The 19,228-nt window shown below is 44.8% G+C and carries 13 protein-coding genes; 1 reads left to right on the top strand and 12 read right to left on the bottom strand.

Going from position 1 to position 19,228, the window contains the following annotated elements:
• The first annotated feature begins 692 nt into the window (after nucleotides 1–692).
• Nucleotides 693–1,085 carry a hypothetical protein gene (locus tag OH459_RS09480; RefSeq protein WP_269986487.1) on the top strand — a complete coding sequence of 131 codons (393 nt, stop codon included), beginning with the start codon at nucleotides 693–695 and terminating at the stop codon, nucleotides 1,083–1,085.
• An 81-nt stretch (nucleotides 1,086–1,166) separates the two neighbouring features.
• On the opposite strand, the gene carB is transcribed toward OH459_RS09480, so the two are convergent.
• From carB to ftsW, 12 genes are all read right to left on the bottom strand, one after another.
• On the bottom strand, nucleotides 1,167–4,400 hold the full coding sequence (gene carB / locus OH459_RS09485; protein WP_269986489.1) for a carbamoyl-phosphate synthase large subunit: 3,234 nt from the start codon (nucleotides 4,398–4,400) through the stop codon (nucleotides 1,167–1,169).
• Between the two features lie 16 nt (nucleotides 4,401–4,416).
• Entirely contained in the window at nucleotides 4,417–5,571 is a 1,155-nt protein-coding gene (carA, locus tag OH459_RS09490) for a glutamine-hydrolyzing carbamoyl-phosphate synthase small subunit (protein WP_005447811.1), read from the bottom strand.
• Nucleotides 5,572–6,052: 481 nt separating this feature from the next.
• A complete protein-coding gene (gene dapB / locus OH459_RS09495; protein ID WP_005447810.1) occupies nucleotides 6,053–6,862 on the bottom strand; it encodes a 4-hydroxy-tetrahydrodipicolinate reductase in 810 nt (269 codons plus the stop codon).
• 113 nt (nucleotides 6,863–6,975) lie between these two features.
• Nucleotides 6,976–7,374: an 8-oxo-dGTP diphosphatase MutT gene (gene mutT / locus OH459_RS09500; protein WP_009697612.1), complete on the bottom strand. Its 399-nt coding sequence runs from the start codon at nucleotides 7,372–7,374 to the stop codon at nucleotides 6,976–6,978.
• 73 nt (nucleotides 7,375–7,447) lie between these two features.
• The gene (gene secA, locus OH459_RS09505; protein WP_009697611.1) at nucleotides 7,448–10,177 is read right to left on the bottom strand and encodes a preprotein translocase subunit SecA; all 2,730 of its coding nucleotides are present in this window, start codon (nucleotides 10,175–10,177) and stop codon (nucleotides 7,448–7,450) included.
• A 781-nt stretch (nucleotides 10,178–10,958) separates the two neighbouring features.
• Entirely contained in the window at nucleotides 10,959–11,876 is a 918-nt protein-coding gene (lpxC, locus tag OH459_RS09510; protein WP_005447804.1) for a UDP-3-O-acyl-N-acetylglucosamine deacetylase, read from the bottom strand.
• Nucleotides 11,877–11,977: 101 nt separating this feature from the next.
• On the bottom strand, nucleotides 11,978–13,222 hold the full coding sequence (gene ftsZ, locus OH459_RS09515; protein ID WP_009697610.1) for a cell division protein FtsZ: 1,245 nt from the start codon (nucleotides 13,220–13,222) through the stop codon (nucleotides 11,978–11,980).
• 30 nt (nucleotides 13,223–13,252) lie between these two features.
• Complete coding sequence (gene ftsA / locus OH459_RS09520; protein WP_005447800.1) at nucleotides 13,253–14,515, bottom strand: cell division protein FtsA; 1,263 nt, start codon at nucleotides 14,513–14,515, stop codon at nucleotides 13,253–13,255.
• On the bottom strand, nucleotides 14,508–15,293 hold the full coding sequence (locus OH459_RS09525; RefSeq protein WP_009697609.1) for a cell division protein FtsQ/DivIB: 786 nt from the start codon (nucleotides 15,291–15,293) through the stop codon (nucleotides 14,508–14,510). Before OH459_RS09525 ends, ftsA begins: the two co-directional genes overlap by 8 nt.
• A 191-nt stretch (nucleotides 15,294–15,484) precedes the next feature.
• The gene (murC, locus tag OH459_RS09530; RefSeq protein ID WP_005447797.1) at nucleotides 15,485–16,942 is read right to left on the bottom strand and encodes a UDP-N-acetylmuramate--L-alanine ligase; all 1,458 of its coding nucleotides are present in this window, start codon (nucleotides 16,940–16,942) and stop codon (nucleotides 15,485–15,487) included.
• A gap of 22 nt (nucleotides 16,943–16,964) precedes the next feature.
• Nucleotides 16,965–18,032 carry an undecaprenyldiphospho-muramoylpentapeptide beta-N-acetylglucosaminyltransferase gene (murG, locus tag OH459_RS09535; RefSeq protein WP_045490788.1) on the bottom strand — a complete coding sequence of 356 codons (1,068 nt, stop codon included), beginning with the start codon at nucleotides 18,030–18,032 and terminating at the stop codon, nucleotides 16,965–16,967.
• Entirely contained in the window at nucleotides 18,019–19,215 is a 1,197-nt protein-coding gene (ftsW, locus tag OH459_RS09540) for a cell division protein FtsW (RefSeq protein WP_017190080.1), read from the bottom strand. Before ftsW ends, murG begins: the two co-directional genes overlap by 14 nt.
• Nucleotides 19,216–19,228: the final 13 nt, after the last annotated feature.

A 19,228-nucleotide genomic window follows, 5' to 3' on the forward strand; every position in this document is an offset into this window, starting at 1 on the left:
TGGATATAAATACTCAGAAAAATTAAGTCAATCCTGGCTGTATGATAAGAACTACGTTTATATAAAGTGATAAGAATTAGAAAACCAATATTATTTGGAGTAATCATCCTCTACATTCGATAAGAATAGGTTGTGATACTAGAAATGGAATATTAACACATGAGTAAATGGGTATTATGATGAAGCATGGTAACTACGATAGAACGCAAGCATTATTCTACTTGATACTCTTACTCACATCATCAATCTCTCTATTTATATACTCATTTAAAGGTATCGTCGACTTCTATGATAATATAGTCACCAAAAGTGAAATAGCAACCTTTGATCAAGTATATGTATATATGTTTGGAGCGAGTTTCATTCTTTTTGAATGCTTGAGAATACTAGTTATCTCAATTATATCAAACAACTTTTTGACTAAGGGCCAATTCAAAAAATCAAGTGAGATTTTTTTAGCACTCTCCATAACTACTTTTTTATCATTATACCCTGCAATTATCTTAGCTGATGTATTTGCTAAGTCTAATAACTATATATTTAGCAAAGACGAATCAACTTACAATTTTTTATTGGAGAAAAGATCATACAAAATAAAAAATAGAGTTTAATGTATGGAGCGCGACTCCTTATAAATTACTCTCGAAATCGGATACATATCAAGTTTCAACTTAAGAATTAAAGAGGGTCGCATGACTAAATGGTTTCTCCCTATTGCTTTATATCTATGCTTGACTGTAGGTCTAGCAATAAGCCTAAACATCTGGAATGAATATTTTTCTATCAAGCGAAGAATTGGGGTTGATATTTACTTAATTCTCTTCGGCACAATAACTGCAATAGTAATATGTGTTCCAAACATTCTAACGATTAGCAAAGGCTTGAGTATTGCAGCTAAGGTAAATTTGATCACTATTGCATTTATTCTGGTTACTTGTAGCTCTAATTTTGTTATTGCAAATGGCAGTGCTATTTCTTCATCTTTAGGGACGTTACTTTCAGCCATTAGTTTGATGCTGTACAAAAGTCCGCTCTATCAGGCTTTCTTAGCGCACTTCAATTCTCTCCATTTTAAGCAACCTTAAAGACAAAAAAGCCCGCTCAAATGAGCGGGCAATGAGGTTGTCATATAAGCCCTATTTTTCGGGCTTACTGATTTTTATCTATTACGCTTCTAGGCTAGCTTTCACTTTTGCGTGTAGCTCTTGAACCGAAGTTACTGTGCTCTTCGCATCTGCCGTGTGTGCCATACAAGTTGCGAATGCAGCGTTTAGTGTTGTCGTGTAGTTCACTTTCTCAGCTAGTGCACCGCGACGCAGAACTTTAGAGTCTTCAATCGCTTGACGACCAGCAGCTGTGTTTACGATGTAGGTGTACTCGTTGTTCTTAATACGGTCAAGAATGTGAGGGCGACCTTCGTGTACTTTGTTTACTAGACGTGGGTTAATGCCCGCTTCACCAAGAATGACAGCTGTACCGTGTGTTGCATCCAACTGGTAACCAAGTTTTGTCAACTTAGACGCTAGGTCCACAACGCGCTCTTTGTCACCTGCACGAACAGAAAGAAGTGCACGACCACCTTCTGGGTAAATGTTGCCACAACCCAATTCTGCTTTCGCGTAAGCTTCTGCAAACGTCGCACCAACACCCATAACTTCACCAGTAGAGCGCATTTCAGGACCCAACAGTGGGTCAACACCTGGGAACTTGTTGAATGGCAGTACAACTTCTTTTACAGAGTAGTACGGTGGGATGATTTCTTTCGTAAAGCCTTGAGACTCTAGCGATTGACCCGCCATTACACGCGCAGCAATCTTAGCGATTGGCGCACCAGTTGCTTTAGATACGAACGGTACCGTACGCGCTGCACGAGGGTTAACCTCGATTAGGTATACTTGGTTGTTCTTAACCGCGAACTGCGTGTTCATCAGACCACGAACACCCAATTCAAACGCTAGCTTTTCAACTTGCTCACGCATTACGTCTTGGATTTCTTGGCTTAGCGTGTATGCAGGAAGAGAACATGCTGAGTCACCTGAGTGAACACCCGCTTGCTCGATGTGCTCCATGATACCGCCGATAACCACACGCTCACCGTCACAGATAGCATCGATATCGACTTCAACTGCGTCGTCTAGGAAGCTATCTAGTAGTACTGGAGATTCGTTTGATACGCTTACTGCTTCGTTGAAGTAGCGACGTAAGTCTTGCTCGTCGTATACGATTTCCATCGCACGACCACCAAGTACGTAAGAAGGACGTACAACCAGTGGGTAACCGATTTCACGAGATTTCTCTACTGCTTGCTCCATCGTCGTTACTGTCGCGTTCTCTGGCTGTAGAAGACCTAGACGGTCGACAGCAACTTGGAAACGCTCACGGTCTTCTGCACGGTCGATTGCATCAGGGCTAGTACCGATGATTGGCACGCCAGCTGCTTCAAGTGCACGAGCCAGTTTAAGTGGTGTTTGACCACCGTACTGAACGATAACGCCTTTTGGCTTCTCAACACGTGCGATTGCTAGTACGTCTTCCAGTGTTACTGGTTCGAAGTACAAACGGTCAGATGTATCGTAGTCTGTTGAAACAGTCTCAGGGTTACAGTTAACCATGATAGTTTCGTAGCCATCTTCACGTAGTGCTAGCGATGCGTGTACACAACAGTAGTCAAATTCAATACCTTGACCGATACGATTTGGACCACCGCCTAGAATCATGATCTTGTCTTTGTCTGTTGGGTTAGCTTCACACTCGTCATCGTAAGATGAGTACATGTAAGCTGTATCAGATGAGAACTCTGCCGCACACGTATCAACACGCTTGTACACTGGGTGAATATCGTACTGGTCACGTAGACGACGGATTTCGCTTTCCGCAACACCTAGAATCTTAGATAGGCGCGCATCAGCAAAACCTTTACGCTTCAGCTTGTTAAGTTCTTCTTTGTTTAGACCAGCGAAACCTTTTGCTTTTAGCTCTTGCTCAAGCTTCACAATGTCTTCGATTTGAACTAGGAACCAGCGGTCGATTTGCGTTAGGTTGAATATGCCATCGACTGACATACCCGCACGGAATGCATCCGCGATGTACCAAATACGCTCTGCGCCTGCTTCTTTCAGCTCATGACGAATTTTCGTCAGTGCGTCTGGTGCATCTAGGTCAACCATCTCGTCAAAACCAGTCGCGCCAACTTCTAAACCGCGAAGTGCTTTTTGTAGTGACTCTTGTTGGTTACGACCAATTGCCATTACCTCACCAACTGACTTCATTTGCGTCGTTAGACGGTCATTAGCACCTGCAAATTTCTCGAAGTTAAAGCGAGGAATCTTAGTTACTACGTAGTCGATTGTTGGTTCGAATGATGCTGGTGTAGCGCCACCAGTAATGTCGTTCATTAGCTCGTCTAGTGTAAAGCCAACAGCCAGTTTCGCTGCAATCTTAGCGATTGGGAAACCTGTTGCTTTCGATGCTAGAGCAGAAGAGCGAGATACACGTGGGTTCATCTCGATGATAACCATGCGGCCATCTTTCGGGTTAATACCAAACTGTACGTTAGAACCACCAGTTTCAACGCCAATCTCACGCAGTACTGCTAGAGATGCGTTACGCATTAGCTGGTATTCTTTGTCTGTTAGTGTTTGCGCTGGTGCAACCGTGATTGAGTCACCCGTGTGGATGCCCATTGGATCGAAGTTTTCAATCGCACATACGATGATACAGTTGTCCGCTTTGTCGCGAACCACTTCCATCTCGTACTCTTTCCAACCAATAAGAGACTCATCGATTAGAAGTTCGTTAGTTGGCGACAGGTCTAGACCACGACGACAGATTTCTTCGAACTCTTCTTTGTTGTATGCGATACCGCCACCAGTACCACCCATAGTAAATGATGGACGGATGATACAAGGGAAGCCAACCATATCGAGTACAGCGTAAGCTTCTTCCATCGTTTTTGCAGTATCCGCACGTGGACACTCAAGACCGATAGACTTCATCGCTTTATCGAAACGAGAGCGGTCTTCCGCTTTGTCGATTGCATCAGCCGTTGCGCCAATCATCTCAACGCCGAACTCTTCTAGAACGCCGTATTTCTCTAGGTCTAGAGCACAGTTCAATGCAGTTTGACCACCCATTGTAGGTAGTACTGCATCTGGCTTTTCTTTCGCGATGATGTTGCGAACCACTTCCCATTGGATTGGCTCGATGTAAGTTGCATCCGCCATGTCTGGGTCAGTCATGATGGTTGCAGGGTTAGAGTTTACTAGGATAACTCGGTAACCCTCTTCACGCAGTGCTTTACACGCTTGTGCGCCAGAGTAGTCAAACTCACATGCCTGACCGATAACAATCGGACCAGCACCAAGAATAAGAATACTTTGAATGTCAGTACGTTTTGGCATTATCTACTACTCCGAATTAAGCGCTGTGTTTTTTGATTAGTTCGATAAAGTGGTCAAATAGCGGTGCCGCGTCGTGTGGACCTGGGCTCGCTTCAGGGTGACCTTGGAAGCTAAATGCTGGCTTGTCTGTACGGTGAATACCTTGTAGAGAGCCATCAAATAGCGATACGTGAGTAGCACGTAGATTTTCAGGTAGTGTTGCTTCGTCTGCGGCAAAACCGTGGTTTTGCGACGTAATCATTACAACATTACGCTCCAAATCTTTTACTGGGTGGTTTGCGCCGTGGTGACCAAACTTCATTTTCACTGTTTGTGCACCCGATGCTAGCGCAAGGATTTGGTGACCTAGACAGATACCAAAGATTGGCAGGCCTTTTTCTAGGAATACTTTTGTCGCTTCAATCGCGTAAGTACATGGTTCTGGGTCACCAGGGCCGTTTGATAGGAAAACGCCATCTGGGTTTAGAGCCAGAACTTCTTCTGCTGAAGTTTCAGCAGGAACAACCGTTAGGCGGCAGCCTCGGTCAACCAACATGCGCAGGATGTTACGTTTTGCGCCGAAGTCGTAGGCAACAACGTGATATGGTAATTCGCTGTCGTCTTTCGCTTCTGGAAGTCCACCCTCAAGCGTCCACGAACCTTGTTTCCATTGATACGCTTCTTTTGTTGTAACCTCTTTCGCAAGATCCATTCCTTTCAAACCAGGGAATTCTTTTGCTTTCGCTAGTGCCAAAGCTTCGTCTAGATTCTCTCCGTTTATAGAAGAGCCAGCTACGATACAACCGTTTTGAGCACCTTTTTCACGCAGGATACGAGTTAGCTTACGCGTGTCGATGTCTGCAATGCCGACGATGTTTTGCGACTTAAGGTAATCAGAAAGGGATTGTTCATTACGGAAGTTAGAAGCGATAAGAGGGAGATCGCGAATCACAAGGCCTTGTGCGTGGATTGAAGAAGATTCTTCGTCTTCGGAATTGGTTCCGGTATTGCCAATGTGAGGATAAGTAAGAGTAACGATTTGTTGAGAATAGGAAGGATCAGTGAGAATTTCTTGGTACCCCGTCATCGAGGTATTAAAAACAACTTCACCAACGGAAATACCATCTGCTCCAATGGAAACACCGCGGAACACTGTCCCATCTTCTAGGACTAACAGTGCTAATTTACCCAAGACAACCTCCAGAATAAAAATGCATAAAAAATAAATTAAGCTGCAAATTTGCCTTCCTTTACCTTGATAATTTACATAAACAGGTATTTTTGACAAATTGGCGGTATTCTAAAGACGGACTTTGAAACTGTCAACACACATTGAAAAATAAATTGGTACTTTCTAGCGAGTAATGACGTTTCAACAGAAAAAGCCCTAAAAAAGTAAGTTTTAGTTATCTACAGATCACTTACCATGACTTTTTTGTGAATTTTACAAATTTGAACTTATTGAAGATCACAAAATTTTGTGAGATTTTTGCGCAAACGTTCATCCTGCAAATTCAACTGTAACTTTTAGGACTTACAGCCATTTTTACACACCAAGCACACAAAACAATAATAAAACTATGAGAAATCTTGCGACCTTATGGAACCATTTTGTTTACATAATTTTCTCCAAAAACAAAAAAGCCGGCTTACGCCGGCGAATAATTATGTATTTACAGTTCATTGAGCCCGAGAACATCTGTCATGGTATAAAAACCTGCTGGCTTAGCATGCAACCAAACTGCGGCTTTTACCGCCCCATTAGCAAAGGTCATTCGGTCGGTCGCTTTATGAGTAATCTCAACGCGTTCTCCAATGTCAGCAAACATAGCCGTATGTTCACCTACAATATCCCCAGCACGGATCGTAGCAAAACCAATTTCATCTTTTGTTCGCTCACCCGTAATACCTTCACGAGCGTAAACAGCAACATCGCTTAGCTTATTGCCCATCGCTCCTGCGATCGCTTCCCCCATACCAATCGCGGTACCAGACGGAGCATCAACTTTGTGGCGGTGATGCGCTTCAACAATCTCAATATCACAGTAATCCCCCATCACTTTGGCCGCTTTCTCGAGAAGCTTAAAGACAAGGTTCACGCCGACTGAGTAGTTAGGAGCCATCACAACTGGCACTTGCTTCGCAGCAGCATCGATCAATTCACGCTCTTCTTCGCTAAAGCCAGTCGTGCCAATGACGATACTCTTGCCATGTTGTTTGCAAAGCTCTAGATTCGCTAGCGTGCTCACTGGAGCCGTAAAGTCGATAACAACATCGAAGTTGCCGACCTCTTTTGCTAAATCATCCGTCAGAAAGACATCAAACTTACCTTCACCGCACAGCTCACCAACATCTACGCCAACTAGCGAAGACTCTGGACGTTCAGATCCCGCAGTCACGGATGCCTCTGAGTTTAAATGCGATGCTTTAACTAGGTTGCGACCCATGCGGCCAGCAGCTCCTGCAATTGCAATACGAACCATTGCGCTTTCTCTCCTTCTCTGGATAAACGAGGCTTGCCTCGTCCTCTTTCGTTTCGCCGAATCTTTTTAAACTAACAATATCCCGTGTTAACCACAAGATAGTTCGCAGCGAGTTAAGAAAACTCTTTAATCACTCGCTCTAGAATCGGTACGTTTGCCTCTGGGAAGGTGTAATCAAGTAATGCAGCAACATCAACCCAACGTCCTTCTTGACCTTCGCGACCATAAGGTTGGTTATCGAACTGAGATACTGTCATGAAATCAAACTTCAAAGACTTTTCTGGATAGTCATATTCCAAGTGTTCAAATAGGGATTGCTCTGTCACTGTGATACCAATCTCTTCTTCCAGCTCACGAATCATCGCTTGCTCAACACTTTCACCTTGCTCTACTTTGCCACCAGGGAACTCCCAGAATCCTCCTTTGTGTTTGTCATCTGGACGTTTAGTGATGAAGATTTGCGATTTATCTTGGTTAAAGATGATTGCCGCAACAATATGAATTCTTTTCATTAGATTCGTTCCTAGATCCATCGATACAAAAAGAGCCGCCTAAGCGACTCTTTATCAATATTTTCGGACTGTATTAGTCAATTTTCCCGTGGCACTGTTTGTACTTTTTACCACTGCCACATGGACAAGGCTCATTACGACCCACTTTACGCTCTTCACGAACCATTGGTTGGTTAGACGTTTCTTCAGACTCTTCGCCTTCAGTTAGTGGGTTTTGTGCTGCTGCGTGTTGAGCTTGGGCACGACGAGCTGCTTCTTCAGCTTGCGCGCGACGTTGCTCTTCCATACGCTCAACTTCTTCTTGTTGTTGAACACGTACGCGAGATAGCACGGTAATCACATCCGTCTTAAGCGCTTCTAGTAAACCTTCAAACAGTTCAAACGACTCACGCTTGTACTCTTGTTTCGGGTTCTTCTGCGCATAACCACGTAGGTGAATACCTTGACGTAGGTGATCCATTGCCGCTAGATGCTCTTTCCAAAGCGTGTCTAGCGTTTGAAGCATAACTGACTTCTCGAAGTTGCGAAGTACTTGCGCACCGACTACTTCTTCTTTCGCTTTGTAGACTTCAACTGCTAGGTTGATGATCTTCTCACGCAACGCTTCTTCGTATAGCTTGTCGTCTTCTTCAAGCCATTGCTTAATAGGCGCATCTAGATCGAAGTCCGCTTTCAAGCGCTCTTGAAGACCTTCCACATCCCACATATCTTCTAGAGATTGTGGTGGAATGTATTCATCGATGATCGCAGTAACAACATCTTCACGGTTTTGTTCGATCATATCGCTAATGTCGTCAACGCTCATTAGCTCATCACGTAATTCGTAAACTACTTTACGCTGATCGTTTGCTACATCATCGTATTCAAGAAGCTGTTTACGGATGTCGAAGTTACGACCTTCCACTTTACGTTGTGCTTTTTCGATTGAACGAGACAACATCTTAGATTCAATCGCCTCACCTTCTTCCATACCGCTTTGGATAAGGCTAGCCATACGATCTGAAGTGAAGATACGTAGTAGTGAATCTTCCATCGATAGGTAGAAACGAGATGAACCTGCGTCACCTTGACGACCTGAACGACCACGTAACTGGTTATCGATACGACGAGATTCGTGACGCTCAGTACCAATGATGTGCAGACCACCTGATTCTAGTACTTGATCGTGAACTTGTTTCCACTCAGCTTTGATAGCATCGATCTGTTCTTTGGTTGGATCTTGAAGCGCTTCGACTTTCGCTTGCCAGCTACCACCCAACACGATATCAGTACCACGACCAGCCATGTTAGTCGCGATCGTTACCGCACCAGGTGTACCCGCTTCTGCAACGATCTCTGCTTCGCGTTCGTGGAACTTAGCGTTCAGTACATTGTGTTTAATCTTAGCTTTCTTAAGTGCGTTAGAGAGTAGCTCTGATTTCTCGATAGAAACCGTACCTACTAGAGATGGTTGACCTTTCTCTACGCGCTCTTTGATGTCTTCGATAATTGCAGCGAATTTCTCAGCTTCAGTACGGTAAACTACGTCTGGCATATCGTTACGGATCATAGGTTTGTTGGTTGGGATAACCACTGTCTCTAGACCGTAAATCGATTGGAATTCGAATGCTTCTGTATCCGCTGTACCTGTCATACCTGACAGTTTTTCGTATAGGCGGAAGTAGTTCTGGAAGGTGATCGATGCCAGCGTTTGGTTTTCGTTTTGAATCTTAACGCCTTCTTTCGCTTCAACCGCTTGATGAAGACCTTCAGACCAACGACGACCCGGCATTGTACGACCGGTATGTTCATCGACGATCACAACTTCGCCGTCATCATTGACGATGTAATCTACATTGCGTTCAAACAATACGTGTGCACGAAGCGCTGCATTAACGTGGTGCAGTAGGCTGATGTTAGTTGGAGAGTAAAGTGTATCGCCCTCTTCCATCAGACCATTTTTCACCATTAGTTCTTCAACGAATTCTTGACCCGTTTCCGTTAAGTGAACTTGTTTAGATTTCTCATCAACCGTGTAGTGACCGTCGCCGCGGTATTCTTCAGAGTCTTCTTTATCTTGCTTTTGAAGATTTGGAATAAGCAGGTTAATACGAGTGTATAGATCCGAGCTATCTTCTGCTGGACCAGAGATGATAAGAGGAGTACGAGCTTCATCGATAAGGATTGAGTCCACTTCATCGACAACTGCGAAAAAGCGTTCACGTTGAACACGGTCTTCATTGCGGAAAGCCATGTTATCACGTAGGTAGTCAAAGCCAAACTCGTTGTTTGTACCGTAAAGGATATCAGCTTGGTAAGCTTCTTTTTTCGCTTGAGGAGGCATGTTTGGCACGTTCACGCCAACTGTCATACCTAAGAATTCAAATAGTGGACGGTTAGTCTCAGCATCACGTGTTGCTAGGTAGTCGTTCACAGTGACTACGTGTACACCTTTACCTGGAAGTGCGTTTAGGTAAGCAGGAAGGGTTGCAGTTAAAGTTTTACCTTCACCAGTGCGCATTTCCGCAATTTGACCGCCGTTCAGTACCATACCACCGATAAGCTGAACGTCGAAGTGACGCATACCGTAAACACGCTTAGATGCTTCACGAACCGTAGCAAAAGCTTCTGGAAGTAGCTTATCAAGAGTCTCACCTTGCTCTAGGCGCTCACGGAACTCAACAGTTTTCGCTTTTAGCTCTTCATCAGAAAGTGCTTCGAACGTTGGTTCGTAGTTATTAATCTCTTTTACAATTTTTCTAAGGCGGCGCAGTGTTCGGTCGTTGCGACTGCCAATTACTTTTGTCAGTAGCTTAGTTATCATTTTTCGTGAATCTCTCTTTAATCAGACCGTTCCCGATCTACTCGTAATGCCTTCAGTCTCTGCCAGTTTGGAACTAAGAATACTGAGATAAATCATTTATCAAAGATATTGAGTTCAAACATCCATATTTCAAGGCTAAATTTTGAATCAATGTGGCTTAGTGTAAGGATTTTTCGTCGATACAACCATAAATAGACGTATTTGTTTGAAGCACTCGTAAGTTTTTAGACAAACTGATGATGTATTAGCCACTATTACCCCCTCATCAAAGCGCAAAGTCGGTATTTTATAAGCCATTCTTTAGAAGAATCAGCCTCTAGTGGCTAAGTTCAAATCGTCGCTATGAGCTGAAGATAAAGGCAATAATGTAAACCATCGCCCAGTAGAAAGCTGCTTTTGAATACCCATATCTCAACAAAATTAGATTTTACCTATGTAAGATCATAATTTTATCGCCTTCACTTAAAAAGGATCCTAAGTTTGGTGTTCAACGTTAAAAGATCATAATGGTAAGAAAAGGATCGGCAACGCCTTGCCAAGCGGTAAAAAGTGGCAATGTTTCACTATTCGCCATTGCCATTTCTAATAGGCATTTACAGGACATCTGTATTCATTGAAAGTAATATCTTCACAGAAGATCGTTGAACGATCATTTGCAGAACGCTTCACATGCTGCCAAAAGCCTATGTCAAACAAAGCGTACGTCAGAAATATAGACTCAACATTCAGATACTAAAAAGCCAGGCATTGCCTGGCTTTTTTAATCTGTTTGCGCTGTTTATTACGCTAAAACCATGTTTGGTTCTGCAAAAGCAACTGGTGAACCCACTTCTTCTTCGAATGTTGTCCATTCCCATGCTTCTTGATCCGCAAGAACTGCACGTAGAAGCTGGTTGTTTAGACCGTGACCTGATTTGAAAGCACGGAACTCACCGATAATGGCATGACCACACATGTAAAGGTCACCAATAGCATCTAGTACTTTGTGAGTAACAAACTCATTATCAAAGCGTAGACCTTCTTCGTTAAGAATACGGTAATCATCCAGTACAATTGCATTATCGAAGCTACCACCAAGAACTAAGTTCTGAGATTGTAAGTATTCAATATCACGCATGAAACCAAACGTACGTGCGCGAGAAATTTCACGAACGAAACCTTGAGATGAGAAATCAAACAGAAGACGTTGCTCGTCTGATTCAATCGCAGGGTGGTTAAAGTCGATTTCGAAGTCCATACGGAAGCCATTAAATGGAACAAACTCTGCCCACTTATCGCCATCTTCAAAACGAACTGGTTTTTTAATACGAATAAAACGCTTAGGTGCATTTTGCGTTTCAACACCAGCTTGCTGTAGCAGGTATACAAACGGGCTTGCACTGCCATCCATAATAGGAATTTCAGGAGCGTCTACTTCGACAATAATGTTGTCGATACCCATACCAGCAAGTGCTGCATTCAAGTGTTCTACAGTTGAAATTCGCACGCCTTCATCGTTCACCAATGCTGTACATAGCATAGTGTCTCGAACAGACGCTGGGTCAGCTGGAAAATCTACAGGTGGGTTTACATCTGTACGACGGTAAATGATACCTGTGTTTGCAGCAGCTGGGCGCAGAGTAAGTGTGACTTTACGACCAGAGTGGAGACCCACACCAGTTGTTTTCACTATTTCTTTCAGAGTACGTTGTCTGATCATCTGCTTGCCTCTCTAAAATATGCTACAAAACACGGTCGTCTGTAACGTCGACCGTGAATGCTACCATAATCTTGAGCTATGTCAAATTTATGGGTTAAAGATTAATCAGCCTGACGACGCAAAAATGCCGGGATATCTAAATAACCACTTTCCTTCTCTTGCTTAGGAGCGGCAGAACTCTGACCCGCAGAAGCTGGAGAAGAAGAAACTGTGTTTGTCGGCTGAGGAGTTACCTGTGGCTTCTCTTGCACTGGAGTAGTCTGCAAAGTCTGTGCCGGTTTCTCTTCAGCTTGTGGTGCCGCAGCTTGCTGTTGTGGTTGAGCTTGCGGAGTCGCAGTTGGTGCTACTTTCGCTTTGCCACCAGCAACTAGCGTAATGTCTGGTTTTTTCTCGTTGCCGATACCTGTCGCAACAACTGTTACGCGGATTTCATCAGTCATATCTGGGTCTAGAGAAGTACCGATAACTACGGTTGCATTGTCAGAAGCAAATGCTTTCACTGTGTTACCAACAGTCTCAAACTCATCAAGACGCATATCCAGACCTGCAGTGATGTTAACAAGAACACCACGAGCACCAGCTAGATCGATGTCTTCTAGAAGTGGGCTAGAAATTGCCATTTCCGCTGCCTCTTCTGCACGATCTTCGCCTTTCGCGATACCGCTACCCATCATTGCGTGACCCATTTCAGACATCACAGTACGTACGTCTGCAAAGTCGACGTTGATCATGCCAGGGCGAGTAATTAGCTCCGCAATACCTTGAACAGCGTTCTTAAGAACGTCGTTCGCACTTGCGAAAGCTTCTAATAGCGTTACACCACGACCAAGTACTTTAAGTAGCTTTTCGTTTGGAATTGTGATCAAAGAGTCAACATGCTTAGACAGCTCATCGATACCTTGCTCAGCAAATGCCAAACGCTTTTTGCCTTCAAAGCTGAACGGTTTTGTTACTACCGCAACAGTAAGAATGCCAAGCTCTTTAGCTACTTCAGCAATAACAGGTGCTGCACCAGTACCTGTACCGCCACCCATACCTGCTGCGATAAACACCATATCGGCACCAGTTAGGGAATCTTTAATTCTATCTCTGTCTTCGAGAGCTGCCTCACGGCCGACCTGTGGATTCGCACCTGCACCCAGACCTTTAGTGATATCACCACCAATCTGAATGACATTGCCAACGCTTGTCTTACGAAGTGCTTGCGCATCAGTGTTGACGCTGATGAATTCCACACCTTCGATGGATTCACGCACCATGTGTTCAACGGCGTTACCACCGCCGCCACCAACTCCAACGACCTTGATTACTGCATCGTCAGACATTTCCATCATCGGTTCAAACATGTGTTGTCTCCGTTTATCCTGCAACTCAGGTTAAAACTCTTTTTGTATCCAATTACGCAATTTACCGAAAAAGCCAGTAACAGATGAGCGCTTAGGTTCATTATAATCGCTATCGTCGCTAGACTGCATGTCTCTTGCGTAATGAAGTAATCCAACTGCCGTAGAATGGTACGGCTCTTTTACATAGTCAGTTAACCCGCTGACTTCAAGCGGTTTGCCAACCCTTACTTGGTTGCGGAATACGCGTTCCGCACATTCTACCACTCCTTCGATTTGCGCAGCACCGCCGGTAAGAACTACACCCGCAGCGAGATGGTGCTTAATGCCCTCTTCGCGCAATTTCGCTTGTACAGAGTCGATAGTTTGGTTAACCAGTCCCATAAGCTCAGAGTATCGTGGTTCAATCACTTCTGACAACGTCTGACGTTGCAGACTACGTGAAGGTCGACCACCTACGCTAGGAACGTTAACCGTGTCATCCTTACTGACTAGTTCGCTCAAGGCACAGCCATATTTGACTTTTATTTCTTCAGCATCGCTCACTGGCGTACCAAAAGCAAAAGCAATATCGCTAGTTACTGCATTTCCTGCGTAAGAAAATACTTCAGTGTGACGTAACGCACCACCGGTCCAGATAGAAATGTCCATCGTGCCGGCACCGATATCAACCACACAAACCCCAAGCTCTCTTTCATCCTCGGTGATCACTGCATTACTTGCAGCAAGCCCAGAAAACACAAGTTGCTCTACTTTAAGACCACAACGTTCTACAGCCTTAATAATATTGCGTGCCATATCATTATGGCATGAGATCAAATGGACACTGACTTCCATTCTCACTCCTGATAAACCAAGTGGGTTTTTAATGCCCTCTTGGTAGTCGATGGTGAACTCTTGTGGAATCACATGAAGGATTCGCTGTTCATCACCGATTTTAATCGATTTTGCAGTATGGATAGCGCGATCCATATCTTCCTGAGACACTTCCTCATCAGATATGGTGCCCATGCCTTTTTCAATTCGGCTTGCGATATGCTTACCAGACAACGAAATAAATACTCGGCTGATTTGGCATTCCGCCATCAACTCAGCTTGATCAATTGCGCGTTGTACTGATTTTACAACCGACTCCAAATCATTCACGCCGCCTTTATCCATGCCACGTGAAGGGCTGCTACCCGCACCAATAATATTTATTTGGCCATCCGGTAGAATCTCACCCACTAGAGCTGATACGGTTGCAGTGCCTATATCAAGACCAACAATAATGTTGTCATCAGCGGCCTTAGTCATTCGTACTCTCTTGTTCTAACTCATGTTCAGGGAACCAACCAACTGCGGCTCCCGTATCGTACCTAAGATCGATATAACTGATTCTTTGAGTGTCACTGCCGAGCTTGTTATAAAGCAAAAAGAAGCGCTCTATCCGCTCATCCAGAGACTCTTTACCGAGCTCTAGTCGAATACCGTTATCAAGGATGATCTGCCAAGCTCGTCGTTCGTTTAACACTAATGACGAAATAGCCAGCCCCAACGTTTGGAACTTAGGACGGAGATCGCGATAGGTTTGCAAAACTTCCGGTCCAGTCTCATTGGGACCATATAACTTAACTTTTTCTTCCTTTAGCAGGCCAACATCACCATTAAATACTAAGCCATTAGCATCTAACAGCTCATTGCCATTCCAGATGGCAACGGGTTGATGTTCTGTCAAAAATACTTTTACCGTGTCTGGCCATTGCTTACGAATCGCAGCATGCGCGACCCATGGAAGGGCTTCGACACTTTGCTGCAACACATCAATGTCTTGAGACATAAAGGTGCCAATATGATCAATTTGTCCAAACGCTGCTTGCACATCGTCTGCTGTGACATACTCCAGTTTTCCCTGAAGTACAATTTTGGAGAGAGGTAACCTTTGGTCATCCCACATCCAACTGATCGCTGAGTACAAAACAGAACTAATTAAGGTCACCACAACAAAGAAAAATAGCGCACCCAAGATTTTATCTTGACGACCACGGTTATTGTCCGTGTTAAGTCGCTCTTCATTCAGTGCAATATTCAACAACGTCTTCGTTTCCTGACTTTTGTCCTGTACTTTTCACCGTGTTAGTACACATTGGCAAAAGCATTGACTTTAACCTTGGGATTATACTGAGCTCTTGTAAACTATCAAACACTGATAGTGATAAATCACAACGTTCTTGACGCAAAATCGAGATCTAGGTCTTTCTCTGCACTTTGCGCCCGTCCCTATTGTTAGCCAAGCATCTTATTTATATTCAATTCAAGAGCAGCAAGCTGCTTGGCAACTTTACCAACATCACCTGCGCCTTGAGTCAAAATCAGGTCGCCATCTTGTATAACGTTAGCCAAAACTGAAGGTAATTGCTCGATTTCTGGGACAAAAATTGGATCGACCTTTCCGCGACTACGAATAGTGCGGCATAAAGCACGTCCATCCGCGCCGGCAATCGGTTTTTCGCCCGCAGCGTATACATCCAACATGATCAGAACATCCACTTGCTCCAGCACATTCGCAAAGTCATCGTATAAGTCACGGGTACGGCTATAACGATGAGGCTGGAAAATCATGACGAGACGTTTATCCTGCCAGCCACTGCGTGCTGCGTTAATCGTCACGTCCACTTCTGTTGGGTGATGACCATAGTCATCGACAAGCATTGCATGACCATTACCAGTATCGAACTCGCCTAAATGATCAAATCGACGACCTGTACCTTGTGTACCCGCCATTGCTTTTAAGATCGCTTCATCACTGATGTCGTCTTCTGTAGCAACCGCAATCGCTGCAGATGCGTTCAATGCGTTATGGCGACCAGGGATGTTCAGCGTGATATCCAGGTTTGCACGACCTTCGCGAACCACAGTGAACTTGCCCTGTTGACCTTCTTGATGGTAATTCTCTATGCGCACATCAGCGTCTTCAGAGAAGCCGTAAGTTATCACTTGGCGACTAATACGTGGAATAAGCTCACGAATGACTGGATCGTCAATACAGACAATAGCTTGACCATAAAAAGGCAAGTTGTGAAGAAAATCGATGAATGTCTGCTTCAACGTTTCGAAATCGCCACCGTAAGTATCCATGTGGTCAGCTTCGATGTTCGTCACGATGCTTACCATGGGTTGTAGGTGCAAAAATGAAGCATCACTTTCATCTGCTTCTGCAATCAGAATTCGGCTCGAACCTAAGCGTGCATTTGTACCTGCACTCTTAACTAAACCACCGTTAACAAACGTTGGGTCAAGACCTGCTTCAGAATAGATTTGCGTAACTAGAGCAGTCGTCGTCGTTTTACCGTGTGTACCCGCAACAGCAATCCCGTGACGGAAGCGCATTAATTCAGCAAGCATCTCTGCTCGACGCACGATAGGGATACGCAACTCACGTGCTGCCATCACTTCTGGGTTTTCTTCGTTGATCGCGGTTGAAACCACAACAACACTGGCTTTTTCAACATTACTTGCTTGGTGACCGATAAATACTGTCGCACCTTTTGATACTAAACGCTCTGTCACTGGGTTCTCTGATAAATCAGAGCCTGTGATTTGGTAGCCTTCGTTCAACAGCACTTCTGCAATGCCGCTCATGCCCGCACCACCAATACCGATGAAGTGGATGGATTTCACGCGGCGCATCTCTGGCACCATTGCGCGAATCTGAGCTAAGTCTTGTGTATGTTGGATAGTCATCAATTCTATTCTCAATAATTCGTTAACGCTTTTCGGTCAAAGCGACAATGGCTTGTGCGACAACTCGGTCCGCATTCAATTTTGCAGCGCCACGCGCTTGCTCTGCCATTGTAAGTAAAGCTTGTCGATCCAATTGTTGGATCTGCTGAGTCAGTGACTCAACGGTTAAATCTGGTTGTTCAATCATTTTCGCTGCACCGCAATCGACTAAGTGGTCTGCATTTAATGCTTGCTGACGGTCTTTATGCATAAACGGAACGAAGATAGCACCCACACCAGCAGCAGACACTTCAGATACCGTTAGCGCGCCTGAGCGACAAACCAGTAAGTCTGCCCACGCATAAGCTTGCGCCACATCATCGATAAACTCTGTTACCTCTGCATTCACCACGCCATTGGCTTGGTATGCTGCGTTGACTTCTTCCGCTGCGCCTTTGCCCGCTTGATGGCGAATAATGTAATCTTGACCCAATTTCGCCATCACTTCTGGCAGAGTTTGGTTAAGAATGCGTGCGCCTTGGCTGCCACCCATAACCAGAATGCGAATAGGGCCTTGGCGTTCTTGCATGCGTTCGGTTGGCGCGGTTAATTGAGTCACGTCTTCACGAACTGGGTTACCAACCACTTCGGCATTTGGAAAAGCGCCCGGGAAAGCTTGAAAAACCTTCTTAGCGATTTTTGATAACCATTGGTTCGTTAAACCTGCTACTGCATTTTGCTCGTGCAATACAACAGGGATTCCGCTCACCCAAGCCGCAATACCACCGGGACCACTGACATAGCCGCCCATGCCTAGCACAGCATCGGGTTGCCAGCGCTTCATATGAGTGCGAGCTTGCATGATGGCATTAATAATCTGAAATGGTGCCGCAAGAAGACGCTTAACGCCTTGACCTCGTAGACCTTTTACTTTGATAAAGTCGATTTCGATACCGTGTTTTGGCACCAAATCAGCTTCCATTCTATCCGCGGTACCCAACCAGCGAATTTCCCAGCCTTGCTCTTGTAGCTGCTTAGCTACCGCTAGACCAGGGAATACGTGACCGCCAGTACCACCAGCCATCACCATCAAACGTTTATTTTTCTTCATCGACTTGTTGTTCTGATTCTTTCTTGCCGTGCTTTAAGCGGCATTCATGATCGATACGCAGCAAGATAGACACCGCCACGGACATAATAATAAGACTCGAACCACCATAACTGATCAGTGGAAGAGTAAGACCTTTGGTTGGAACGATACCGGCAGCAGCGCCGACGTTAACCAACGTCTGGAAGGCAAACCAAATACCAATACCAAATGCGAGGTAACCACCAAACATTTCGCCTTCTTCGAACGCTCGTTTGCCAATGTAAACCGCTTTAAGCACCAAGCTGAAAATCAGCATTAGCACTAACACAACACCAACAAAACCCAGCTCTTCAGCCAGTACCGCAAACACGAAGTCAGTGTGCGCTTCAGGTAGGTATTCAAGTTTTTGGATTGAGTTACCAAGACCTTGACCAAACCACTCACCGCGACCAAATGCCATTAAAGATTGCGTTAGCTGATAACCACTACCGAATGGGTCTTCCCAAGGGTCTAAGAACGAAGTGACACGACGAATACGGTATGGCTCGACCAAAATCAAGCCAACAACAGCCGCAATACCGGCAATCATTAGAGCCAAGAATTGTGTCAGCTTCGCCCCTGCAATGAACAACATGCCAAACAAGGTCACCAACATTACAACCACAGTACCTAAATCGGGCTGCCCCAGGAGCAATACTGCGAAGAAAGCAAATACCATGATTGGCTTCATAAATCCGCCAAAGAAAGTCTGACGGACCTCGTCTTGCTTACGTACTAAATAACCAGACATGAAGACAAATAGCGAGAGCTTGGCGACTTCGGCAGGCTGCAAGTTAAACAGACCGAGAGGTATCCAACGCGATGCACCGTTCACCGACTTACCCGCAAGCAGTACAACAATCAGTAACCCAAAAGAGAGCCAAAGAAGATAATGACTTCTCTTAAACCACTGCTCTAATGGCACTTGCAGAATTACGGAAGAGACACCTATCGCGAGCACAAGAAAGGTTGCATGACGGAACATGAAATGAAATGGCTGATCCGTCAAACGAGAGCTGATTGGAAATGATGCTGATGTCACCATCACCAACCCCGTTAACATCAAACCCAACGCAATCCATACAAGCTGACGATCAAAAAGCGCCTCAGGTGCAGGATGCTTAAGCCAAGTACCAATGCTGCGTTTAACGTTACCTAAACCCACGAAGTGTGTGACC

The organism is Vibrio sp. MM46 (genome assembly GCF_027587135.1).
Classification (GTDB): Bacteria; Pseudomonadota; Gammaproteobacteria; order Enterobacterales; family Vibrionaceae; genus Vibrio; species Vibrio harveyi.